Raw genomic sequence first — 18,627 nt, 5'->3', positions numbered from 1 at the left:
TCAAAAAGAAAATTCAATACACAACTTTACCAAAATTTAGAATTCTTAGAGTATTTATTAAATAAAAATAATCCAATAGCAAATTCGTGATTCCCTTTGTTGAAGTCGTTTAAGTCATGAGTAAAATAATCGTAAGAATAGTGAAAACTATATTTGTTTTCAAAAGATAAACCAAATAATAATGATGCTCTAATATCATTTTCATAAGAAAAACCTAGATATACCATTTCCTTATACCTCAGCCGGGCTGTTCCTTGCCAGGTGAGCCCGTAAATATCACCGTAAGTGAAGTCTGCCGATGGCAATAAATCAAAGTCCGGATTTAGTGTCATCACATAGCCTACATTAGCTTTATAATTTTTTTCTTCTTCAATATCACCTACCTGATCACTCCCTACATCTTCACTTACCAAATTCACGGTAGATATGCCTAAATAAAATTTATCTGAATACATGGTTATACCAAAATCTATGAGCATACTCTGCAGCTTCCCCGCTCCCACTGCCATCAGGCTCTGGTAAAGCTGATCATTCACCTGATCGCGCACTTGCAGGTCTGAATAATCTATTTCATGGGAGCTATATGCCACTCGAGTACCTAAAGCAAGGTTAACCTGATCTGATACCGGCAAATGATAAGCATAGTTAAGGTTTAATTGTAAGTATTTAAAAGCTCCAAAATTCTGCGAAAGCACCATCCCGCCAAGCCCATGATGCCGCCTGGCCTCCTGACTTGGTGTAAAAGAATCATCACTCACTCTAAGTGCATTATTTTTAAGCACATCACCTGAATTCCCTCCAATAGAACCATCAGCGGTAATAAAGTATGAATTATTTTTATTTGCAAAATCATTCCATGACTGCCTGAAACCAGCTTTTATATCTAAAAATGGATCAATACCGGTAAAAGCAGGGTTTTGGTTAGGCATATTGAGATAATATTGTGTAAATATACCAGTTTGCTGACCATTAGCCACTTTAGCAGATACCATTAGAAATAATAATAGTATTGTAGATGTCTTGAGTTTTCTCATCTTAAAATTGTAACGGTACCCTGAAATTTTCTTCTTCCTTCATTAAGGTCAATAGTATAAAAATACATGCCTGATGGTAGTTCTTTACCTTCATAAGTGCCATCCCAAGCGCAGTTTGAGCCCTGACAGTTATAGACCTCCCTCCCATTCCGCTCAAAAATTTTGATTTGAACAGAGGTGTATTGATCTAAATTTTCAAGATACCAGGTGTCATTTACATTATCTCCGTTTCCTGGTGTGAAGGCATTAACAATACCTAAATCTCTGAGCACTGTAATATTCACTTGCCGGGAGGCTTCATTACTATCATTAAACCCATCATTTACCGTTATAGATAACGTCTTTTCTGTTATAGTAGACTCTCCGAAAAAAGAATTAGAGTAACGAACATTTCTTAAAAGAACTTCATAATTAGAGCGTGTCTCTTCACCGGTTATGGTTAACACTCCACTGCTCTGATCAAAATTCACTTCTAAATTTTCATTGTCTATATCATAGCTTAGTTCATCATAGAGTGGCTCAAAGCCAGAAGTTATGCTTACCTGAGCAGATACCAAATAGGCATTATCAAAGTCATTGACTATCAAGCTATCAGTTATTCTCACAGCACCATCGCCTTGCTGATAGACAATTGGTTGCTGCTCCAGGTTTGTTAATACCGGTCTTGAATTAGAGCCTTCGGGCTCTCTAATGGTGAAAGTAGCACTTGCTGTACCTTCATAGTTATCTTCTACAATTTCAGCTTCTAAACTATAAGTACCTATTTCCCTGGGTTCGTTCTCTACACCATCATAAGTAACTGTTAGGTTTAGATCTTCTGGAGAGGTAGTAACATTAGCTCCCTGTGGCTCACCATTATAAGTAACGGTAAGTCTTGAAAAAGTAATTTCCGCAGTGGCCTTATCTATTACCAAACTACCTGTAGCACTTCCTGAGTAATTACTATCATCAATAACGGCTTCTACCTGATAGGTGCCTGCCTCAATTGGTGCCTGCGTTTCTCCATCGTATGTAACCGCTACATTGATTCCTTCAGGATCTGTAGTTACTGTCACTGGCTTTTCCGTACCATCATAGGTCACACTAAGATCTGAAATAACTACGGAAGCATTGGCTATATTAATAGTAAAGACTCCTGTAGCTTCCCCCGCATAGTTATTAGATGTGATAGTGGCTTCTACATTATACGTTCCTGCATTAGTGGGTGCTGTAGTAGATCCATTATAAGTGACCTCATAAGGAAGCCCTGCTGGCGAAGTGGAAACACCCACTTGCTGCGCAGTTCCATTATATGTGGTAGTAAAGGCACTTAGAGTAACAATACCAGTGGCCTTTTGCACTTGTAGTTGGTCTGTAAATGATCCTTGATAATTAATATTGTCAATATTCACCACTACATCATATGTACCTGCATTAGTAGGTGCGGTTGTAGATCCATCATAGGTAGTTTCATAACTAAGTCCTGCAGGCACTGTACTTACTGATACTTGTCTGGGCTGACCATTGTACACCTGATTAAGTTGAGTCACATTTACCGTGGCATTAGCCTTTGACACCACTAAATTAGCTGATGCCGAGCCTTGATAATTACCGTGGGTAACCCTGACTTCAACGGCATAAGTACCTGCATTAACCGGCACCGTACTTAAACCATCATAGGTAATATCTACGGGTAGTCCCTCCGGCACAGTTGTATAACTTACTGGCTTAGGTGAGCCATCATACACCTGCTCCAAATCACTAAGCTGAATAGTAGCTTCCCCTCTTACTATTGTAAGGGTACCTGATGCAGAACCAGAATAATTAGGTTCATCAATGGTAGCCTCCACCGCATACTGCCCTACATTTACAGGCTCAGTGGTACTTCCGTTATATGTTAAATTCACGTTAAGACCTGCTGGAACTGTGGTATAAGAGGCCGATTTAGGGTTACCATCATAAGTAGCATTCAACCCACTAAGTTCAATATTAGCCTCTGCCTTGCTTACCGTAAGCGTAAAACTTTGATTTGTACCTCTTCCAAAAAAGTCTTCTGCTCGCAGTACTATTTCAAACTCACCTGTTTCTTCTGGAATTCCACTTAGCTCACCTGTACCATTCTCAAAATCTGTAAGAACAATACCTTGTGGTAATTCTCCGGATTCAAGCACTATAGAAATACCCAAAAAATCATTACCTCCAGTGGTAATTTCATATAAATACGATTCTCCATAAGTAGCTGATTCTACCGGAGAGCTGGTGATGTACGGATCTTGTGCCTTCGCAAAAAAAGGCAATCCCAAGCACCATAAGAGAAGGAATACTTTATTATTAATTAGTAAATTTTGCTTCATTATAAGACAACCATATATGCAAGAGGTGAATATTAACAGCAATAACATTACTAAGTGTTAAAAGTTATCGCTATTAAACGAACTTCTTTTTATTTGAGAGTAATTCAGAAAATCGATTCTTAAAATATTGTTTAACAAATTAAGGAATAAAAGCTGTCATTAGTCTCTCAAACTTAAATTTATAACAAATTTATAATATATTTTTATACATTTCTAACATCCATTATTATTCTTAATACTTACTTTGCATAAAAAATTTTGATATATGATAACAACTCGCTTTTTTGCGTGTTTTTACTGACTAAAAATATTTAATGAAAATAGTTATAGAAATTTGCTTCTGGGTCGGAATATTCATCATATTCTACTCCTACCTCGGTTATGGTATTTTATTATTCATATTGGTAAAATTAAAGAGGGCCTTCTCTTCATCTCAAAAGCCAGAATCCGAAGCAGATTTTCTACCAAACATTACCCATGTTATAGCAGCCTATAATGAAGAAGATTTCATTAGAGAAAAGATTGCGAACTCTCTCAATCTTGATTATCCAAAAGATAAGCTGAAGGTAATAATAGTTACGGATGGATCTTCTGATAGAACTATGGATATTATTAAGGAGTATCCGGAAGTAGAGCACCACCATGAAGATAAAAGAAGTGGAAAAATAGCGGCCGTAAACCGTATGATTCCTTTTATGAAAACAGACATCACTGTATTTTCTGATGCCAATACACTTTTAAATCAGGATGCCTTGAAAAACTTAGGGCGCCACTTCGCTAGCTCAAAAGTAGGTCTGGTAGCCGGTGAAAAAAGGGTGCTTTCTAAAGACAAGGATGGAGCTGCCGCCTCTGGCGAAGGCTTCTACTGGAAGTATGAATCTAAATTAAAGAAATGGGATTCTGAATTGCACTCAGTAGTTGGAGCTGCAGGTGAACTGTTCGCTATACGGACAGAATTATTCCACCCGGTGGACACAAATATCGTAATTGAGGATTTTTATATTTCTCTTTCTCTGGCTATGGAAGGTTACAAAGTAGTGTATGAGCCTGATGCTTATGCTATGGAATCAGGGTCAGCTTCAGTGAAGGAAGAATTAAAAAGAAAAATAAGAATTGCTGCAGGTGGTATACAAGCTATAGTAAAGTTAAAGGGGCTGCTTAATATTTTTAAATATGGTGTCTTAAGCTTTCAGTACATTTCTCACCGCGTTCTTCGCTGGACTTTAGCACCACTATGTCTCATTCTAGTATTATTGGCTAATATATATCTGGCTTATCTTCAAATACCGCTATATCAACTAATATTGGTGTGTCAAATAGCCTTTTATGCCTTTTCTATTATTGGCTGGCTACTTCAAAACAATAATTTAAAGCTGAAGATATTCTTTATACCTTACTATTTCAGCATGATGAATTATGCCGTTTTCAGAGGTTTTTTCAGGTATTTAAAAGGATCACAATCTGCTGTGTGGGAAAAAGCAAAAAGAGCAGCATAACCACTTTAATCTCATTAGTCACTACCGTCAATAGAAGAGGCCACCTCTTCTATGGTAGTACTTTTAGTGGTAACGTCCCGTTTAATTACCAGAAGAAGAAGAATGGCCAAAACCACACCCATACACAAAATGAACGCCTGCTTATTCTTTTTCATATTGCTATTTTTTAGAGAACGGAACTAAAGCAATTATTACTTTTTTACTATTGCCTTTTTAGCTTTTACAATTTTTATACCATGATGCTAATAAAAGCTCTAGTCCCGTATAATTTAAAAGTAGCTTATGAATATTTTTTCAGAAATAATTTTCAACAAACAATCATATATCTTCTATTAGCATTATGATTTGCTCTTGAAATTTCTAATTGTGTAGGTGAAAGTGGCTAGAAAATACCTTTGTAACACGTTAGTTCTCACCTCCTCAATATAACTCTCGGTATTAGTTCGTGAAATACTGGTGTTATTAGCCAGCAAGTCATATACTGAAAGAGACAGTTCTGCTCTATCATTTTTGAGGAATTTCTTACCCACACTCATATTCCAGAGCACATAGCCCTCATTGAGGCTAGCATCATCATATCCGGCATATTGCAGGTATTGAAAATCATTTCTAAACACCAAACCATTCCAGAATATAAAATTAGATTTCAAGCCTAGGTTATGGGTTATATAATCGTCCGCATCATCTTTTTGCAAACTGTTGACCACATAATTATAATTAGCCTGGTAAGAAACCGTAAAATCCACCTTTTCGCTAATATTACTGGCTATAGTTACTCCTCCTTCTGCACTATAGGTTCTACTTACATTAGATTGATTATTAGTAATACCGGGCGCACGCACATAACCGACAGATAATGACGTGTTAATATTGGATTTCAACCACTTAACAGGGAATCCGTAAGCTGAAAATGCTCTGGTATTCCAGTACCCATCAATATTGACTGGTGTAGATAACTGTGCTCCGCTATTGAGAACTATGCCGCCGTTAAGAACAGAATCTTGTGATGCTACAAAAGTGGCATTTGTAACGTAATCCGCAGTATTCTGTGCCATGAGCATAACAAAAAACTGGGTAGACTTCTCCGAATTAGCATTTGAATATCTAATATGAAGTTGTGATGTTCTGCTTTGATCTAAATCTGCATTACCAGAAGATAAGAACAGAGGCTCAGTGTTATCTACCACATTCTGAAGTTGAGAAATTGAAGGTGCACTAGTGCTGGTTCTCAGAAAGAGATTAAAATTCTTACTACGAGAAACTCTATAACGAATCATCAGATCAGGCAACACACTTTGAAAAGTACGTTTCAAATAATAGTTATAAGGAAACTCCTGATCACTGGAAAGCGTAGCACTTTGAAAGCCTACATTTGCTCTCACACTTAAAGCATCTTTTCTATATCCCCAGCCCACTGCAGGTCTGTGGGTCAAGTACTTACTTTCAAAAGTATTAGAAAGGGCAGTATCTAATTGCTGCGTAACCTCTTGCTGAAAGTCATAATCATAATTCTCTTTCTCAGCATCATTATAAGTTTGAGACAGATTATAAGTAAACTCTAACTGAGCATACTCTCCTATTGGCTCAGTATAGACCAAATTTCCACTGATAGTTCTACCTCTAGTATTGGAATCTATAAACTGATTTAAGCTGTCGCTTCGATCACTATTAAGATAATATGTGTTTTCAGACCTCTGATAAGATTCTCCGTCATTAGTATTAACACTACTGGAGACATCTAGTGAAAGTGTTCTTCCCTTCTTTTCGAATTTATGCCTAAACAATAAGTTTCCTGAAAAATTAAGACCGAAACGATCATTATCATAATTTGAGAGCGTGTTGCTAATCAGGTTTTCAGACTGAGAAGTAGTAATTCCACTCTGAGATGATATAGAGCTATTATCCTGAAAGCTTATTCTTGGTGAAAAAAGAATAGAATTGTTATCATCCATTTCATACTCCATACGCATAGAGAGTCTGTGGTTATTATTAATGCTTCCTGATTGAGAAGTTTCATTATAAAATTGGCTCGAATCTCCATTTAGAAAAGTCTCTCTATATGAAGTTTGATCATTACTGTTATCACTTCTGTTATAGAAATAACTGCCATTTATATGAATTTTTGACGAAAGCTCATCATCGAAATTAATACCAAAAGACTGAGTTTCTGAAATACCACTTTGCTGTGATCCTAAGAAATTACCAGAACCTCCTCCTCTGAATGAACCTCCACCTCTTGGGCCTCTGCCCGGTCTACCTCTTCTGCCTCCGCCACTCATAACTCCTAATAAATCTTCCTGAGCGAAATTCTGCTGATTAATGTTATTGACCATGCCCAGCACGGTCATTCTTCTGGTACTATCAAATGAGTTTAAATTAACTCCTAATGCATACCTATCTTCAGAACCATAACTGCCATAGGCCCTACCAAACTGTCCCTTTCTCCTATCTGGTCTGGTTACAATATTGATGGTCTTAGTTGTATTGCCATCGTCAAAACCTGTGAACTGCGACTGATCACTCTGCTGATCGAAGACTTCTATTTTATCTATGATTTCTGCAGGTATATTTTTCAAGGCCAATGAAGGATCAGAACTAAAAAACTCCTTTCCATCTACCAGCACCTTCTTAACATCTTCACCTTGTGCTTGTACAGATCCACTTTTCACTATTATCCCTGGCATTTTTGCTACAAGATCTTCTGCATTAGCATCAGGATTAACTTTATATGCGAGTGCGTTCATCTCCGTGGTATCTCCCTTTTGCCTAACGGGTATCACTTCTCCGGTAATTTCTACATCGCTGAGCACCTTGGTATCTTCCTCTAAAGTGAGTTTACCCAGGTCTGTTTTTTCTGTCTCTACCCTTACAAACTGCAGATAAGGTTTATAACCAATACTGGTAATTCTTAATTTATAAAAGGCCTTTGACAGGTTCTTAACTTGAAAAGCACCCTGCTCATCAGTTACTCCATAGTATATGTTAGTAGTATCTTTCACATTGGTAAGCAACACAGTGGCTCCCACCACGGCAGACTGATCGTTTTGATCTACCAGATGGCCAGAAACAGAAAGATTCTGACCCAGGATTGTTCCTGGAGTCAGAATCATAACATACACAACAAGTTTAATAATATTATTCATCCCTCTGCTGCCTTCTCGGAGGTTTTCTCTTTTGCATAAGCTCTTCATAAAGTTTGAATTGATCTTCATTTAAAACATCCTTAATGGCATTATCCTTTTCTGTTTTTATGTCTTGAAATTTCTCCCTCATCTCTCCTCGTTCTCCAGTACTCATAGTATTTTTTAATGAAGCTTTAAATTGCTCATATACTTCTTCTATCAGCAATTTCTGATCATCATTCAAATCAGTTATTTCCTGTAGCACCTCCTTCTTCTCTTCGTCAATTCTATCAGCAAAGTCACCTCTTCTACCTGGCTGCCCTAAGGCTGTTTGGCCTAGAGCTATAAGCGCAAAGCATATCATTACTATATTTTTCATATCTTGTTATAATTTCACCAAGCAATTTTTCTTAATTATGTCTCACTTGAAAATTCTTTCAACATACTAAAGCTTTTTCTCAACGAAAGTACAACTACACCCAATGACCTGTTTTTCATAGAGGCTCATTTTCTATTCATAGATAAAGAAAGGCCATTGGTTGAATATTATCAGTACCGCTTGTAATGTTTATTTAAATTTACAATGTGATGAGAAGAGAGAGAATTCAAAGAATAGGAATACATATAATATTATGGCTTACTTACGCTATAGTAATGTATAACTGGGTGTCATCAGCTTGGATGGATTATGTACAAAGCTTGTGGCTCACACTGAGGATCATAGGAGTTCATGCCTTGATTTTTTATATTAATGTATACGTGTTGCTCCCTAAACTAATGGAAAAAAACAGGTATATCCTGTACTTGCTTTCCATAATCTCTCTGCTGATAGCTATCTACTTTTTCAGAGAATTTATTCATCATTTTTTCCCTATTGACCCACCGGAAAGATTCCAAGGCCTTAGAGATATGCCTCCACCCAGGCCTGATCATAGACCTGATAAGTTTGTAAGAACATTTAGAATAAGCCCAAGAGTGATAATGGATAATATATCATCTGTAGCGGTATTATTTATAAGCACCACTTTCTGGCTTACCATGCAAACTCGTAAACGACAGGAAGCTGAGGCAGATATTAAAAATGAAAATTTAAATACAGAGCTTAAATTATTAAAGTCTCAGATTAATCCTCATTTTCTATTTAACGCTCTAAACAACATCTACAGCATGTCTTTCACTAGTCAGGAAAAGGCTCCGGATATGATTATGAAGCTATCAGACATGCTTAGGTATGTGCTTTATGAAAGTAATGAGAACAAAGTGAGTCTGGATAAAGAGATCGAATACATCCATAATTTCATAGATTTTCAAAAGTTAAAAATTGAAGGAGAAGCCAATATTGATTTGAATATTAAGGTAACAAATACGGCCCTGCCTGTAGAACCCATGCTTTTCATTCCCTTTATAGAAAATAGCTTTAAACACAGCAACCTGGAAAGTGATAATGGTTGGTTAAAAATCACACTCATATCAAAAGAAGAGCAAATTTTATTCAGCATAAGTAATAGTAGGCCTGTTCAAAATTACTCTAAAGACAAAACCTCCGGCATAGGGCTTGAAAATGTAAAAAAACGATTAGAGTTACTTTATCCTAATAAACACGAACTAATTATTGAAGAAGAAGCTGATTCATTCACTGTTAACCTCACTATAGAAGTATGAAAGCGCGCTGTATAATAATAGATGATGAACACCCGGCCCGAGTATTACTCACTCAGTATGTAAGCAAAATGAGTCAGCTGGAGCTAGTAGGCACCTTTAAAAATCCTGTGGAAGCCTTGAGCTTTTTAAATGAACAGCCTGTGGACATCATCCTGCTGGATATTCAAATGCCTGAGCTTACAGGAATTGAATTTCTAAAATCTTTTACGCAAAAGCCAAAGGTAATACTCACCACGGCTTACCCAAATTATGCCCTTGAGAGTTATGAACTTGATGTATTAGATTATTTGCTTAAACCCATTAAGCTAGAGCGATTTATTAATGCCATAAACAAAGCTTTAGATCTAATAAAATTGGAGCAAAAGACTTCTTCAGAGTCACCTCAAAAAACTACGATTTCTATAAAGGCTGATCATAAAATACACCTGGTTCCAATATCTGAAATCAAGTATATAGAAGGCCTAAGAGAATATGTTAGATTTCATCTGCAATCTGGCGAAAAGATTATTGCTCTTGAATCATTAAAAAAGCTTGAAAGTGAATTACCCTCAAGCCTTTTTATAAGAACGCATAAGTCTTATATAGTGAATAAGACTGTAATTAAATCTATTTATGGAAATCAGCTACAAGTCGGTGAAATTTATATTCCTATAGGCAAATCTTATAGAGATGAAGTCACCCAAAGGCTTACCTAGCCTCTTTACTTTTGTAGTTGATACACTTGTGTTGGCCCTTGATTACTTACTGAAACAAAACCCTCTTTTCTACCCAATTTAATTTCGGCCATCTGCTTTACGTCATAAGGCATAAAAATACCGCTTTCATTAAAATTCATAGCTTTAAAGCCGCCTTCACCATCTCCCAAAAGGCATAAACCAATACCTGCGTCAGCTCTTGGCGTTTCTACCTCAGAAGCGAAAAGATTACCTGCTACTACCAAGTCTAAATTGCCATCATTATTCCAGTCCTTCACCAAAATATCATTGATTGGAGACATTTGAGCTTCATTAGGTAGGTTAAGCATATCATATTTACCTTCCTTATTTTCCAGATAGATACTAGCGAAGCTTTCTACGCTGTAGCTTAGAGCATTTTCCAGATTCTCTTCTCCATAAATATCAATAACATTGGCTCTGGAGAAGGTATAATAATCCTTAAACTTGGCTTTTATGGCTGGTATTTGCTGAGAAGAGCAACCTCTTCCCCTAACGGGAAACTCCTGCCCTGAATTATGATAGCTCAATACAATATCGCTACTTTTATCTTTATCAAAATCACTGGCATAAATATTAAAAGGCTTGCCAGGTACTGCCTGGTATTTATAATTAAGTCCCAGGTTCCCTAATACATAGTCGGTGTCACCATCATTATCAAAATCTCCGCTAGCAATACTAAACCACCAGCCAGAGGTATTACCAGTAAAATAATCTCCGGAACGATCCTCAAAAGTGCCATTATTGTTAATGTATACTTTTATAGGCATCCACTCTCCTACTACCATCAGGTCTATTTGTCCATCATTATTAAAATCTGTCCAAAGAGCATCTGTGACCATACCTGCATTCTCTAAGCCTGGCGCTACTTCATTGGTTACTACAGTGAAGCTTACCTTTCCATTTTTAGTATTATTTTGCAATAGATAGCTACTTCCCGGGTATGGATATCGGCCAGATGTCAGCCTACCTCCAACAAACAAATCAAGGTCTCCATCACCATCATAATCATATGGTCTCACTACGGAGCCACTACCTGTAATTTCTGGCAAATCAGATTTGACAAAATTGCCTTTGTCATTAATATAAAGCCTGTCCTGGTAGTAATTTTCCTTACCGGAAAATTCATTACCTCCACTCACAATGTACAAATCAAGATCACCATCATTATCTGCATCAAAGAAAGTGGCACCTAAATCTTCATAAGCAAGATCCGCAGTATTTTGAAAATCAATTTTCGTAAAAGAGCCATTATCCGTTTGTTTATAAATAGCACCATTACTACCTGAGGCAGCTCCAATGTAGCAGTCATCTAATCCATCACCATTAAAATCACCTACTGCCAATGCAGGACCAAAATTGGACATCTTGTGCGGTAATAAGACCTGTATATCAAAGTCATTAAACTCATTTTCCACATGGCTTGGTAAAACAGTAGAATCACCACTATAGGCAGCAAACAGTTGAGCATTCTCTTCTTTTGTTGCTGTTTTTGTCTTCATTGCTTCACCATAATTAAGTGTCAATGTTTGATCTGACTCCACGTTTTTGATTAACTGTGACTTTCCATCTGGCCAAATTACTTCTAATGAATCTACTGCGGTTAAACTACCTAATCCAAAATGCAACTCCGGAGCTACAGAAGATTGATAGCCTCTGGTTAAAGTAAGCTCACCCACCTGAAACAGATCTCCAGCCCATAATTTAACATGAGTGCCTATTCCCATTTTATTCGCTTCCGGGCCTTTAAAGTCCACAGAAATATAGTGCTTGCCATGATCATGAGATATATTCTCATAAATATCTGCCTTGTTATCTATATTACTAATGATTAATTCAAGGTCTCCATCATTATCAAGATCAGCATAAGTAGCCCCATTAGAGAACCCCTTGTCAGTCAGCCCCCAAGCTTCTATTTTATTCTCAAAGGTGAGATCTCCATTATTTTTAAAAACATAATTAGCAATCGGCTCCGAAGGCATTTTCTTTACTTTCTCCAGCTGATTATCACTCTTACCACCATGACTTGCTTTGAAATAAATATCATTAGAATGTATCTTCTTGAAATAATCATTATTGTTCACATCCCTTCTGGTACCATTGGAAACGAAAATATCTTTCCAGCCATCATTATCGAAATCAGCAAAGAGCGGAGACCAACTCCAGTCTGTAGAGGTAAGACCGGCCAACCAACCAATGTTACTATATTGAGGCAGGCCATTGGCATCAACCCCACGGTGTACTTGCAAAGCATTGTACATATATTGGTGGTTAAGCCCTAAATCTACCAGCTCATAAAAACCTGCAGGGTTCATTCCAGACATATTTTCTTTAGACCGTCTGTTATCTTCAGGAGCCATATCTGCCTGAAAAATATCCATGTACCCATCATTATTAAAATCAGCCACATCGGCTCCCATTCCATAGTAAGCCGTTTGTCTGGTAGATTGCTTAATGGTATTAGAAAAAGTGCCATCCCCGTTATTCATATACAAGATATCAGGGCTAGCAAAATCGTTAGATACATATATATCTTTAAAGCCGTCATTATTAAGGTCACTAATGGTAGCACTCAAAGACAGACCAAAAGAAAGCAGACCCGCCTCTTCTGTTACATTAGTAAAAGTACCATCACCATTATTCCTATATAAATGATCAGAGAGATCCATTCTGGGGTGTTTATTCATTTGACTGTAATAAAATGACGGAGTATCAAACTTGGTTATGGGATAGTTAGCCACATATAAATCCAGGTCGCCATCATTATCATAATCAAAGAAGGTGGACTGTGTACTATGGCCAACATCAGCTATACCATATTGCATAGCCATCTCTTTAAAGACAGGAATACCTTCATCATTTAAGCCTTGATTAACGAATAATTGATTAGGTGTTTTCTTACTTCTACCAGATACACTGATATAAATATCCTGCCAGCCATCATTATTAATATCACAGACAGTGACACCGTGCATCCAGGAGCCATCTCCGGCCGTACCCGAAGTCTGGGTCACATCTTTGAATTCCAGATTTCCCTTATTGAGATAAAGCTTATTTTCCACCATATTGCCGGTGAAATAGATATCAATAAGGCCATCATTGTTAAAATCCCCCACGGAAACACCGCCTCCCATATAGATATAAGGGTAATTGAAGTAATTAAATGTATCCGTTTCTGTAAGCTTATTGGCAAAATCTATATTAGACTTCTCAATTGAAACTTTTTTAAAGAGTGCATACTTCACATCATTTTCCTCACTGACCTTTTCATTGGGCTTCTCTGGCATACAACTTAGCACCAGACCGAAGCAGCCAGCGAGTATACTGTACTTAAACTTCTGCAGTAATGACATAATTAGTTTATTTAGGAATAGATCAATTATTTGTAATTCAAAAAAAGGTTCTAAAAACATGTTAAACGCCTTCAGAACCTTTTCAACTTAACTTATTATACAAGAGATAATCTTCAGCATTAATGCTTTATAAGATTTTAGTATCCATTATTTTGATCTGCGTTAGTCACCTTGTCATTAGAGTTGATTTCTCTTTGAGGAATAGGAAAATGCTCATGCTTACCTACCTGAAAATCAAATTGACCAAGAACATCACCAGCTATACCCCATCTTACTAAGTCTGGAAATCTCACCTGCTCCCCAGCTAGCTCCACCATGCGTTCATGCACTATTGCTTCAAATCGTTCCTGTTTAGTAGTAACAGGATAAGTAGCATTCATAGCAGGGGTACCATAGTTAGGCATACCGACCCGATCTCTCACCATATTTAAATACATTAACGCATCACCTCCATCAGCTGCCAGCTCATTTTCTACCTCTGCCATCATTAGCAGAACGTCAGCAAACCTTATAACCTTCATATTAATACCTGATGCCTGATCTTCATTAGCATCTTTATAGTAATTTTGGTACTTTCTCCATGCTGCTACTCTATCAAGAGGAATGGATACAATACCACCTGCGAAGGTATCTCCATTGGAGTAAAAGGTCATGTCATATCTGGGATCACCGTCTTCATATTCATCAAGAAGCATTTCAGAAGGATAAACATTGAACCAGTCATTCCAACCATACTCCTGTCCACGAAAGGTCACTTCATTATAGCCTGCTCCAGAAACATCCGAATTCCATTTATCTGTATCAGGAAAAGCATCATCAAATTCTACTTCAAAAATAGATTCTTCATTGTGTTCTGTTTCTTCCAGAAAATTCTCCTCATAATTATTTACTAATGTATATTCACCTAAAATATTAGTAAACGCATCTTTAGCTGCTTGATACTCTTGCCTATACAAGTGCACTTTTCCTAATAAAGCATATGCAGCTCCAACCGTTGCTCTACCATTTTCAGTATTCTCTTTAGCATATAAATTGGCTACAGCAAACTCTAAATCAGGAATTATAATATCATTATAAATATCTTCTTCTGGACGAATAGGAAAGCCTTCTGTAGATTGAGGTATTTCCTTGATATAGGGTATATCCCCAAATCTCGTAACTAAAATAAAATAATAGAATGCTCTAAGAAAATGAGCCTCTCCTAAAAATTTATTTTTCTCTTCAGGTGGCAATTCACTAACGAGGATTTGATCTATTAATTCTTGATTGTTAATCACATAATTAGCTTTATGAATACCTCTATAACAGCTTTCCCAAAAAGCACCAATAGCACCATGATCTGCATTAAAGGTAAATTCTAAATATTGCCTCTTATCCGCCTCAAGTTGAGAGTTACCAGAATTTTCATGCGCCATATTATCCATTGCAAAAAACATATGTCTATTATATAACCCTTGCGTTTGTAGGTTGGAATAAATTGCATTAACCGAAGCCTGAAGTTGGGCTCTATTTTGAAAGAAATTATCCGCGGGAGGTCTGTTTGGACTTTCTAATGACAAATCATCTTCATTACAACTATAAGTCATAAAAAGTATGCAGAGCAACAATATTGTTTTATTTATATTTTTCATGATCATGTTAATTAAAATCCGATTTGAATACCTGCAATGATGGATTTAGCAATTGGGTAATTTCCAAAATCAACTCCATAGGAGAAGTTATTGGCAGTATTGTAACCACCAATGGCTCCCGGTACAGCATTGGGGGCAGTTGCAGAGTAATTACCAATTTCAGGATCCAAGCCACTATAATCTGTTATTGTGATTAGGTTCTGTCCACTTACATATATTCTGAATTTAGATATCTTATCATTAAATACAGATGGAGGGATGGTGTAGCCTATAGAAATGTTTCTAAATCTAGTGAAAGAGCCATCTTCGACAAACCTGCTGGATATTTCCGTGTTAGTACTAACACCTAATGCTCTTGGAACAGTATTAGATGTCCCCTCTCCTGTCCAACGATCAAGTACGGCTGTGCCTGAGTTAAAAAGACGTGGCATTCCTTCTAAATCATATTTATTAGTATTATATACATCATTGCCATAAACACCATTTACAAAGATGCTCAAATCAAAGTTTTTATATTTACCTGATATGTTAAGCCCACCTGTAGCTTTAGGGTAAGGATTCCCAATAAAAACTCTATCATCATCATTAATAACCTGATTACCATTAACTTCAGATGTATTTGTATTGACAATTCTAAAATCTCCTGGCTCAGCATTGGGTTGAATAGCATGGGCCTCAATCTCTGCCTGATTCTGGAAAATACCATCAAATTGCCATCCATAAAAACTAAAGGCTGGTTCTCCTACCTGCACTCGAGTTATAAATTGTCCCTCAAATGACGCTCCTTCTAAAGCTGGATTGGGGCCAGTACTGGTGACTTCATTCTTACTTGTACCTAAGTTTAAGGATACAGACCATTCAAAATCTCCAGATTTACCTTGATAACCTATCATTGCTTCAAAACCTTTTGTCTCCATTTCCCCAATATTTCTGACATAATCGTTTTGATAAAAACCAGATGAACTAGGTAACTTTGTAGGTAAAAGTATATCCTTTCCTTTGTTGAAATAATACTCTAAAGAAAAAGTAATTTTATCATCTAGTAATCCTCCATCTAAACCTATGTTAGACATTTCATTAGTTTCCCACTTTAGGTCGGGATTGGCTAAACCTGCTGAGCTGGCTCCAGCTGTTAATTCAGTTCCTATAGGATAAAAGAAGGTAGGCTCTATTAAGCTTTGATATCCGTAAGCCATAATATTATCATTACCAGTTTGCCCCCAACTGGCCCTTAATTTTAGATTACTAATAAAATCTAATGAACTAAAGAAATCTTCATCGCTTATTCTCCATCCTAACGAAATAGAAGAAAATGACCCCCATCTTTCATTGGCTCCAAAACGGGATGAAGCATCCCTTCTAAAAGATCCTGAGAAAATATATTTACCTTCAAAATTATAATTTAATCTGGCCAAATAACCTACTCTTCTGTATTCTATAGTAGAAGAATTAGTTACTAGATTCTGAAACCACAATTCTTCTATATCATCGGACAATTCATTCCTTGTACTCGAATTTTGATTTCTAGTATCCGTAGCTACATATTCAGTTAACGCTAAAATTTCAAAATTATGCTGATCGGCTAACGTTAGATTATAGTTAAGACTATTGGTAAAAGTCACAGTCATGAGCTCTCCATTGCTCAGGTAAGATTCAGAAAAAGGTTGTGCACCAGTAGCTCCATCAGAATCATCATTATATGAAGGCGAATGAATATTAAATCTAAAATGAGAATATTCACCTCCTAGTTGAGACTTAAATTTAAGACCATCTATTATCTCATACTGACCATATATATTACCTATTATATTTCTTTCTCTGTTACTAATATCTACCAATTCTAAAATTCTGACTGGATTGGCAGCATCCTGTCCGTCAATGGACGAATTAGGTCCTTGGAAACCTCCCAAATTATCAGGATTTCGAACGGACAAGTATGGTGGCATTTTAATTGAATGCTCTATAATAGAACGCCCCCCACTACTAGTCTCGGGAGACTGATCACTCAGAGCCAAAGACAATGTCTCTCCAAACTCAAATTTACCTAATGTGAAATTACTATTGGCCCTAAGGTTAAAGCGCTCATAATCGGTAGTAATAATAATACCTTCCTGATTCAAGTATCCTGCAGAAATACGGAAGGTACTATTTTCACCCCCTCCAGATACTCCCAGAGTATAATTCTGCATTAACCCAGATTGAAAGATTTCATCTTGCCAATCCGTATCATTTTGAAGCATATTAGCATACTGTGGATCTGAAGTTCTGGGAGGAGCAGCAATATCATTGGCATACTGCACATACTGTTGGGTGTTCAGCAAATCAAATCGCTTAGTTGACCATTGGCTACCTGCGTAAGTACTAAAATCTACTTTTACTTTACCTGACTTACCTGTTTTAGTAGTGATTAAAACCACACCATTTGATCCTTTAGAACCATAAACAGCTGTGGTAGAAGCGTCTTTTAATATCTGGATATTCTCAATATCATTCGGGTTCAAATCACCAATGCCTGATACGATAATTCCATCTACCACATATAAGGGATTGTTGTTATTAAGTGTACTTAAGCCCCTGATTGTAATATTTGGGTTAGTACCCGGAGAACCGTTATTAATTACAGAAACACCAGGAGCTCGACCTTGTAGTACCTGATCTGTAGTAGCTACCGGCACTGCTGTGATCTCCTCCTCTTCTATGGAGGCGATAGCTCCAGTAACCTGTGCTCTTTTCTGCGTACCGTAACCTACCACTACTACTTCGGTAAGTTCCTGTGCGTTGAGCTCCAGGGTTACATCTATTTTGGTTTGGGAGCCTACATTAATCTCTTGGGTGGTGTACCCTATAAAAGAAAAGATTAGTACATCTTCCGGGTTAGCAGATAAACTGTATTCTCCATTGATATCAGTAACTGTACCTTTAGAAGTTCCTTTAATTAGCACAGAGGCTCCCGGAAGTGCTGAGCCTGAATCATCAAGAATGGTACCTGAGATTCTGCTTTGTGCATAGGAAAGACTACAGGTAAGCATTACGAACAGACTGAGGAGCAATCTCAACCCCGACCGCCTGTTGAGGTTAGTAAAACGTAGCGTCATTAGTTATAGGTTTATAAGTTAGAATAATGGTTCAATATTTATTTTTCTATGTCATCGATAGGTCTATTTAAATCTTCATAAAACAACCGTTTGTTTTTTATTCAAACGATTGAAAAGTCCATTTATAAATCTTTTTACTTATTGAATTTAAAAACAATATATCAACTACGCAATCGATTGTTAATAAT

General features: G+C 36.9%; 11 protein-coding genes. 3 read left to right on the top strand and 8 right to left on the bottom strand.

Annotated features, from left to right (window positions below):
* Window positions 1-26 precede the first annotated feature (26 nt).
* Together LVD15_RS19630 and LVD15_RS19625 are read right to left on the bottom strand one after the other, a co-directional pair.
* Complete coding sequence (locus LVD15_RS19630; RefSeq protein WP_233776910.1) at window positions 27-1,034, bottom strand: PorP/SprF family type IX secretion system membrane protein; 1,008 nt, start codon at window positions 1,032-1,034, stop codon at window positions 27-29.
* Complete coding sequence (locus LVD15_RS19625) at window positions 1,031-3,367, bottom strand: MBG domain-containing protein (protein WP_233776909.1); 2,337 nt, start codon at window positions 3,365-3,367, stop codon at window positions 1,031-1,033. Before LVD15_RS19625 ends, LVD15_RS19630 begins: the two co-directional genes overlap by 4 nt.
* 314 nt (window positions 3,368-3,681) lie before the next feature.
* On the opposite strand from LVD15_RS19625, the gene LVD15_RS19620 reads away from it, so the two are divergent.
* A complete protein-coding gene (locus LVD15_RS19620; protein ID WP_233776908.1) occupies window positions 3,682-4,863 on the top strand; it encodes a glycosyltransferase family 2 protein in 1,182 nt (393 codons plus the stop codon).
* 14 nt (window positions 4,864-4,877) lie between these two features.
* On the opposite strand, the gene LVD15_RS19615 is transcribed toward LVD15_RS19620, so the two are convergent.
* The 3 genes from LVD15_RS19615 to LVD15_RS19605 all read right to left on the bottom strand — a co-directional run bounded on the left by LVD15_RS19615 (window position 4,878) and on the right by LVD15_RS19605 (window position 8,364).
* Window positions 4,878-5,018, bottom strand: coding sequence for a hypothetical protein (locus tag LVD15_RS19615; RefSeq protein ID WP_233776907.1), 141 nt, complete (start codon window positions 5,016-5,018; stop codon window positions 4,878-4,880).
* A gap of 183 nt (window positions 5,019-5,201) precedes the next feature.
* Window positions 5,202-7,973, bottom strand: a complete 2,772-nt coding sequence (locus tag LVD15_RS19610; protein WP_233776906.1) for an outer membrane beta-barrel protein — start codon at window positions 7,971-7,973, stop codon at window positions 5,202-5,204.
* A gap of 25 nt (window positions 7,974-7,998) precedes the next feature.
* Window positions 7,999-8,364, bottom strand: coding sequence for a hypothetical protein (locus LVD15_RS19605; protein ID WP_233776905.1), 366 nt, complete (start codon window positions 8,362-8,364; stop codon window positions 7,999-8,001).
* A gap of 209 nt (window positions 8,365-8,573) precedes the next feature.
* Here LVD15_RS19605 and LVD15_RS19600 point away from each other — a divergent pair, with 209 nt between their 5' ends.
* Window positions 8,574-9,647, top strand: coding sequence for a sensor histidine kinase (locus LVD15_RS19600; protein WP_233776904.1), 1,074 nt, complete (start codon window positions 8,574-8,576; stop codon window positions 9,645-9,647).
* Window positions 9,644-10,342, top strand: coding sequence for a LytR/AlgR family response regulator transcription factor (locus LVD15_RS19595; RefSeq protein ID WP_233776903.1), 699 nt, complete (start codon window positions 9,644-9,646; stop codon window positions 10,340-10,342). Before LVD15_RS19600 ends, LVD15_RS19595 begins: the two co-directional genes overlap by 4 nt.
* A gap of 5 nt (window positions 10,343-10,347) precedes the next feature.
* Here LVD15_RS19595 and LVD15_RS19590 read toward each other — a convergent pair whose 3' ends face one another.
* The 3 genes from LVD15_RS19590 to LVD15_RS19580 all read right to left on the bottom strand — a co-directional run bounded on the left by LVD15_RS19590 (window position 10,348) and on the right by LVD15_RS19580 (window position 18,439).
* On the bottom strand, window positions 10,348-13,713 hold the full coding sequence (locus tag LVD15_RS19590) for a VCBS repeat-containing protein (RefSeq protein ID WP_233776902.1): 3,366 nt from the start codon (window positions 13,711-13,713) through the stop codon (window positions 10,348-10,350).
* A 137-nt stretch (window positions 13,714-13,850) separates the two neighbouring features.
* Window positions 13,851-15,344, bottom strand: coding sequence for a RagB/SusD family nutrient uptake outer membrane protein (locus LVD15_RS19585; protein WP_233776901.1), 1,494 nt, complete (start codon window positions 15,342-15,344; stop codon window positions 13,851-13,853).
* A gap of 11 nt (window positions 15,345-15,355) precedes the next feature.
* A complete protein-coding gene (locus LVD15_RS19580; RefSeq protein WP_233776900.1) occupies window positions 15,356-18,439 on the bottom strand; it encodes a SusC/RagA family TonB-linked outer membrane protein in 3,084 nt (1,027 codons plus the stop codon).
* Window positions 18,440-18,627 lie beyond the last annotated feature (188 nt).

This window comes from Fulvivirga maritima, assembly GCF_021389955.1.
Taxonomy (GTDB): domain Bacteria; phylum Bacteroidota; class Bacteroidia; order Cytophagales; family Cyclobacteriaceae; genus Fulvivirga; species Fulvivirga maritima.
This window is presented reverse-complemented; position numbering and strand designations above follow the sequence as displayed.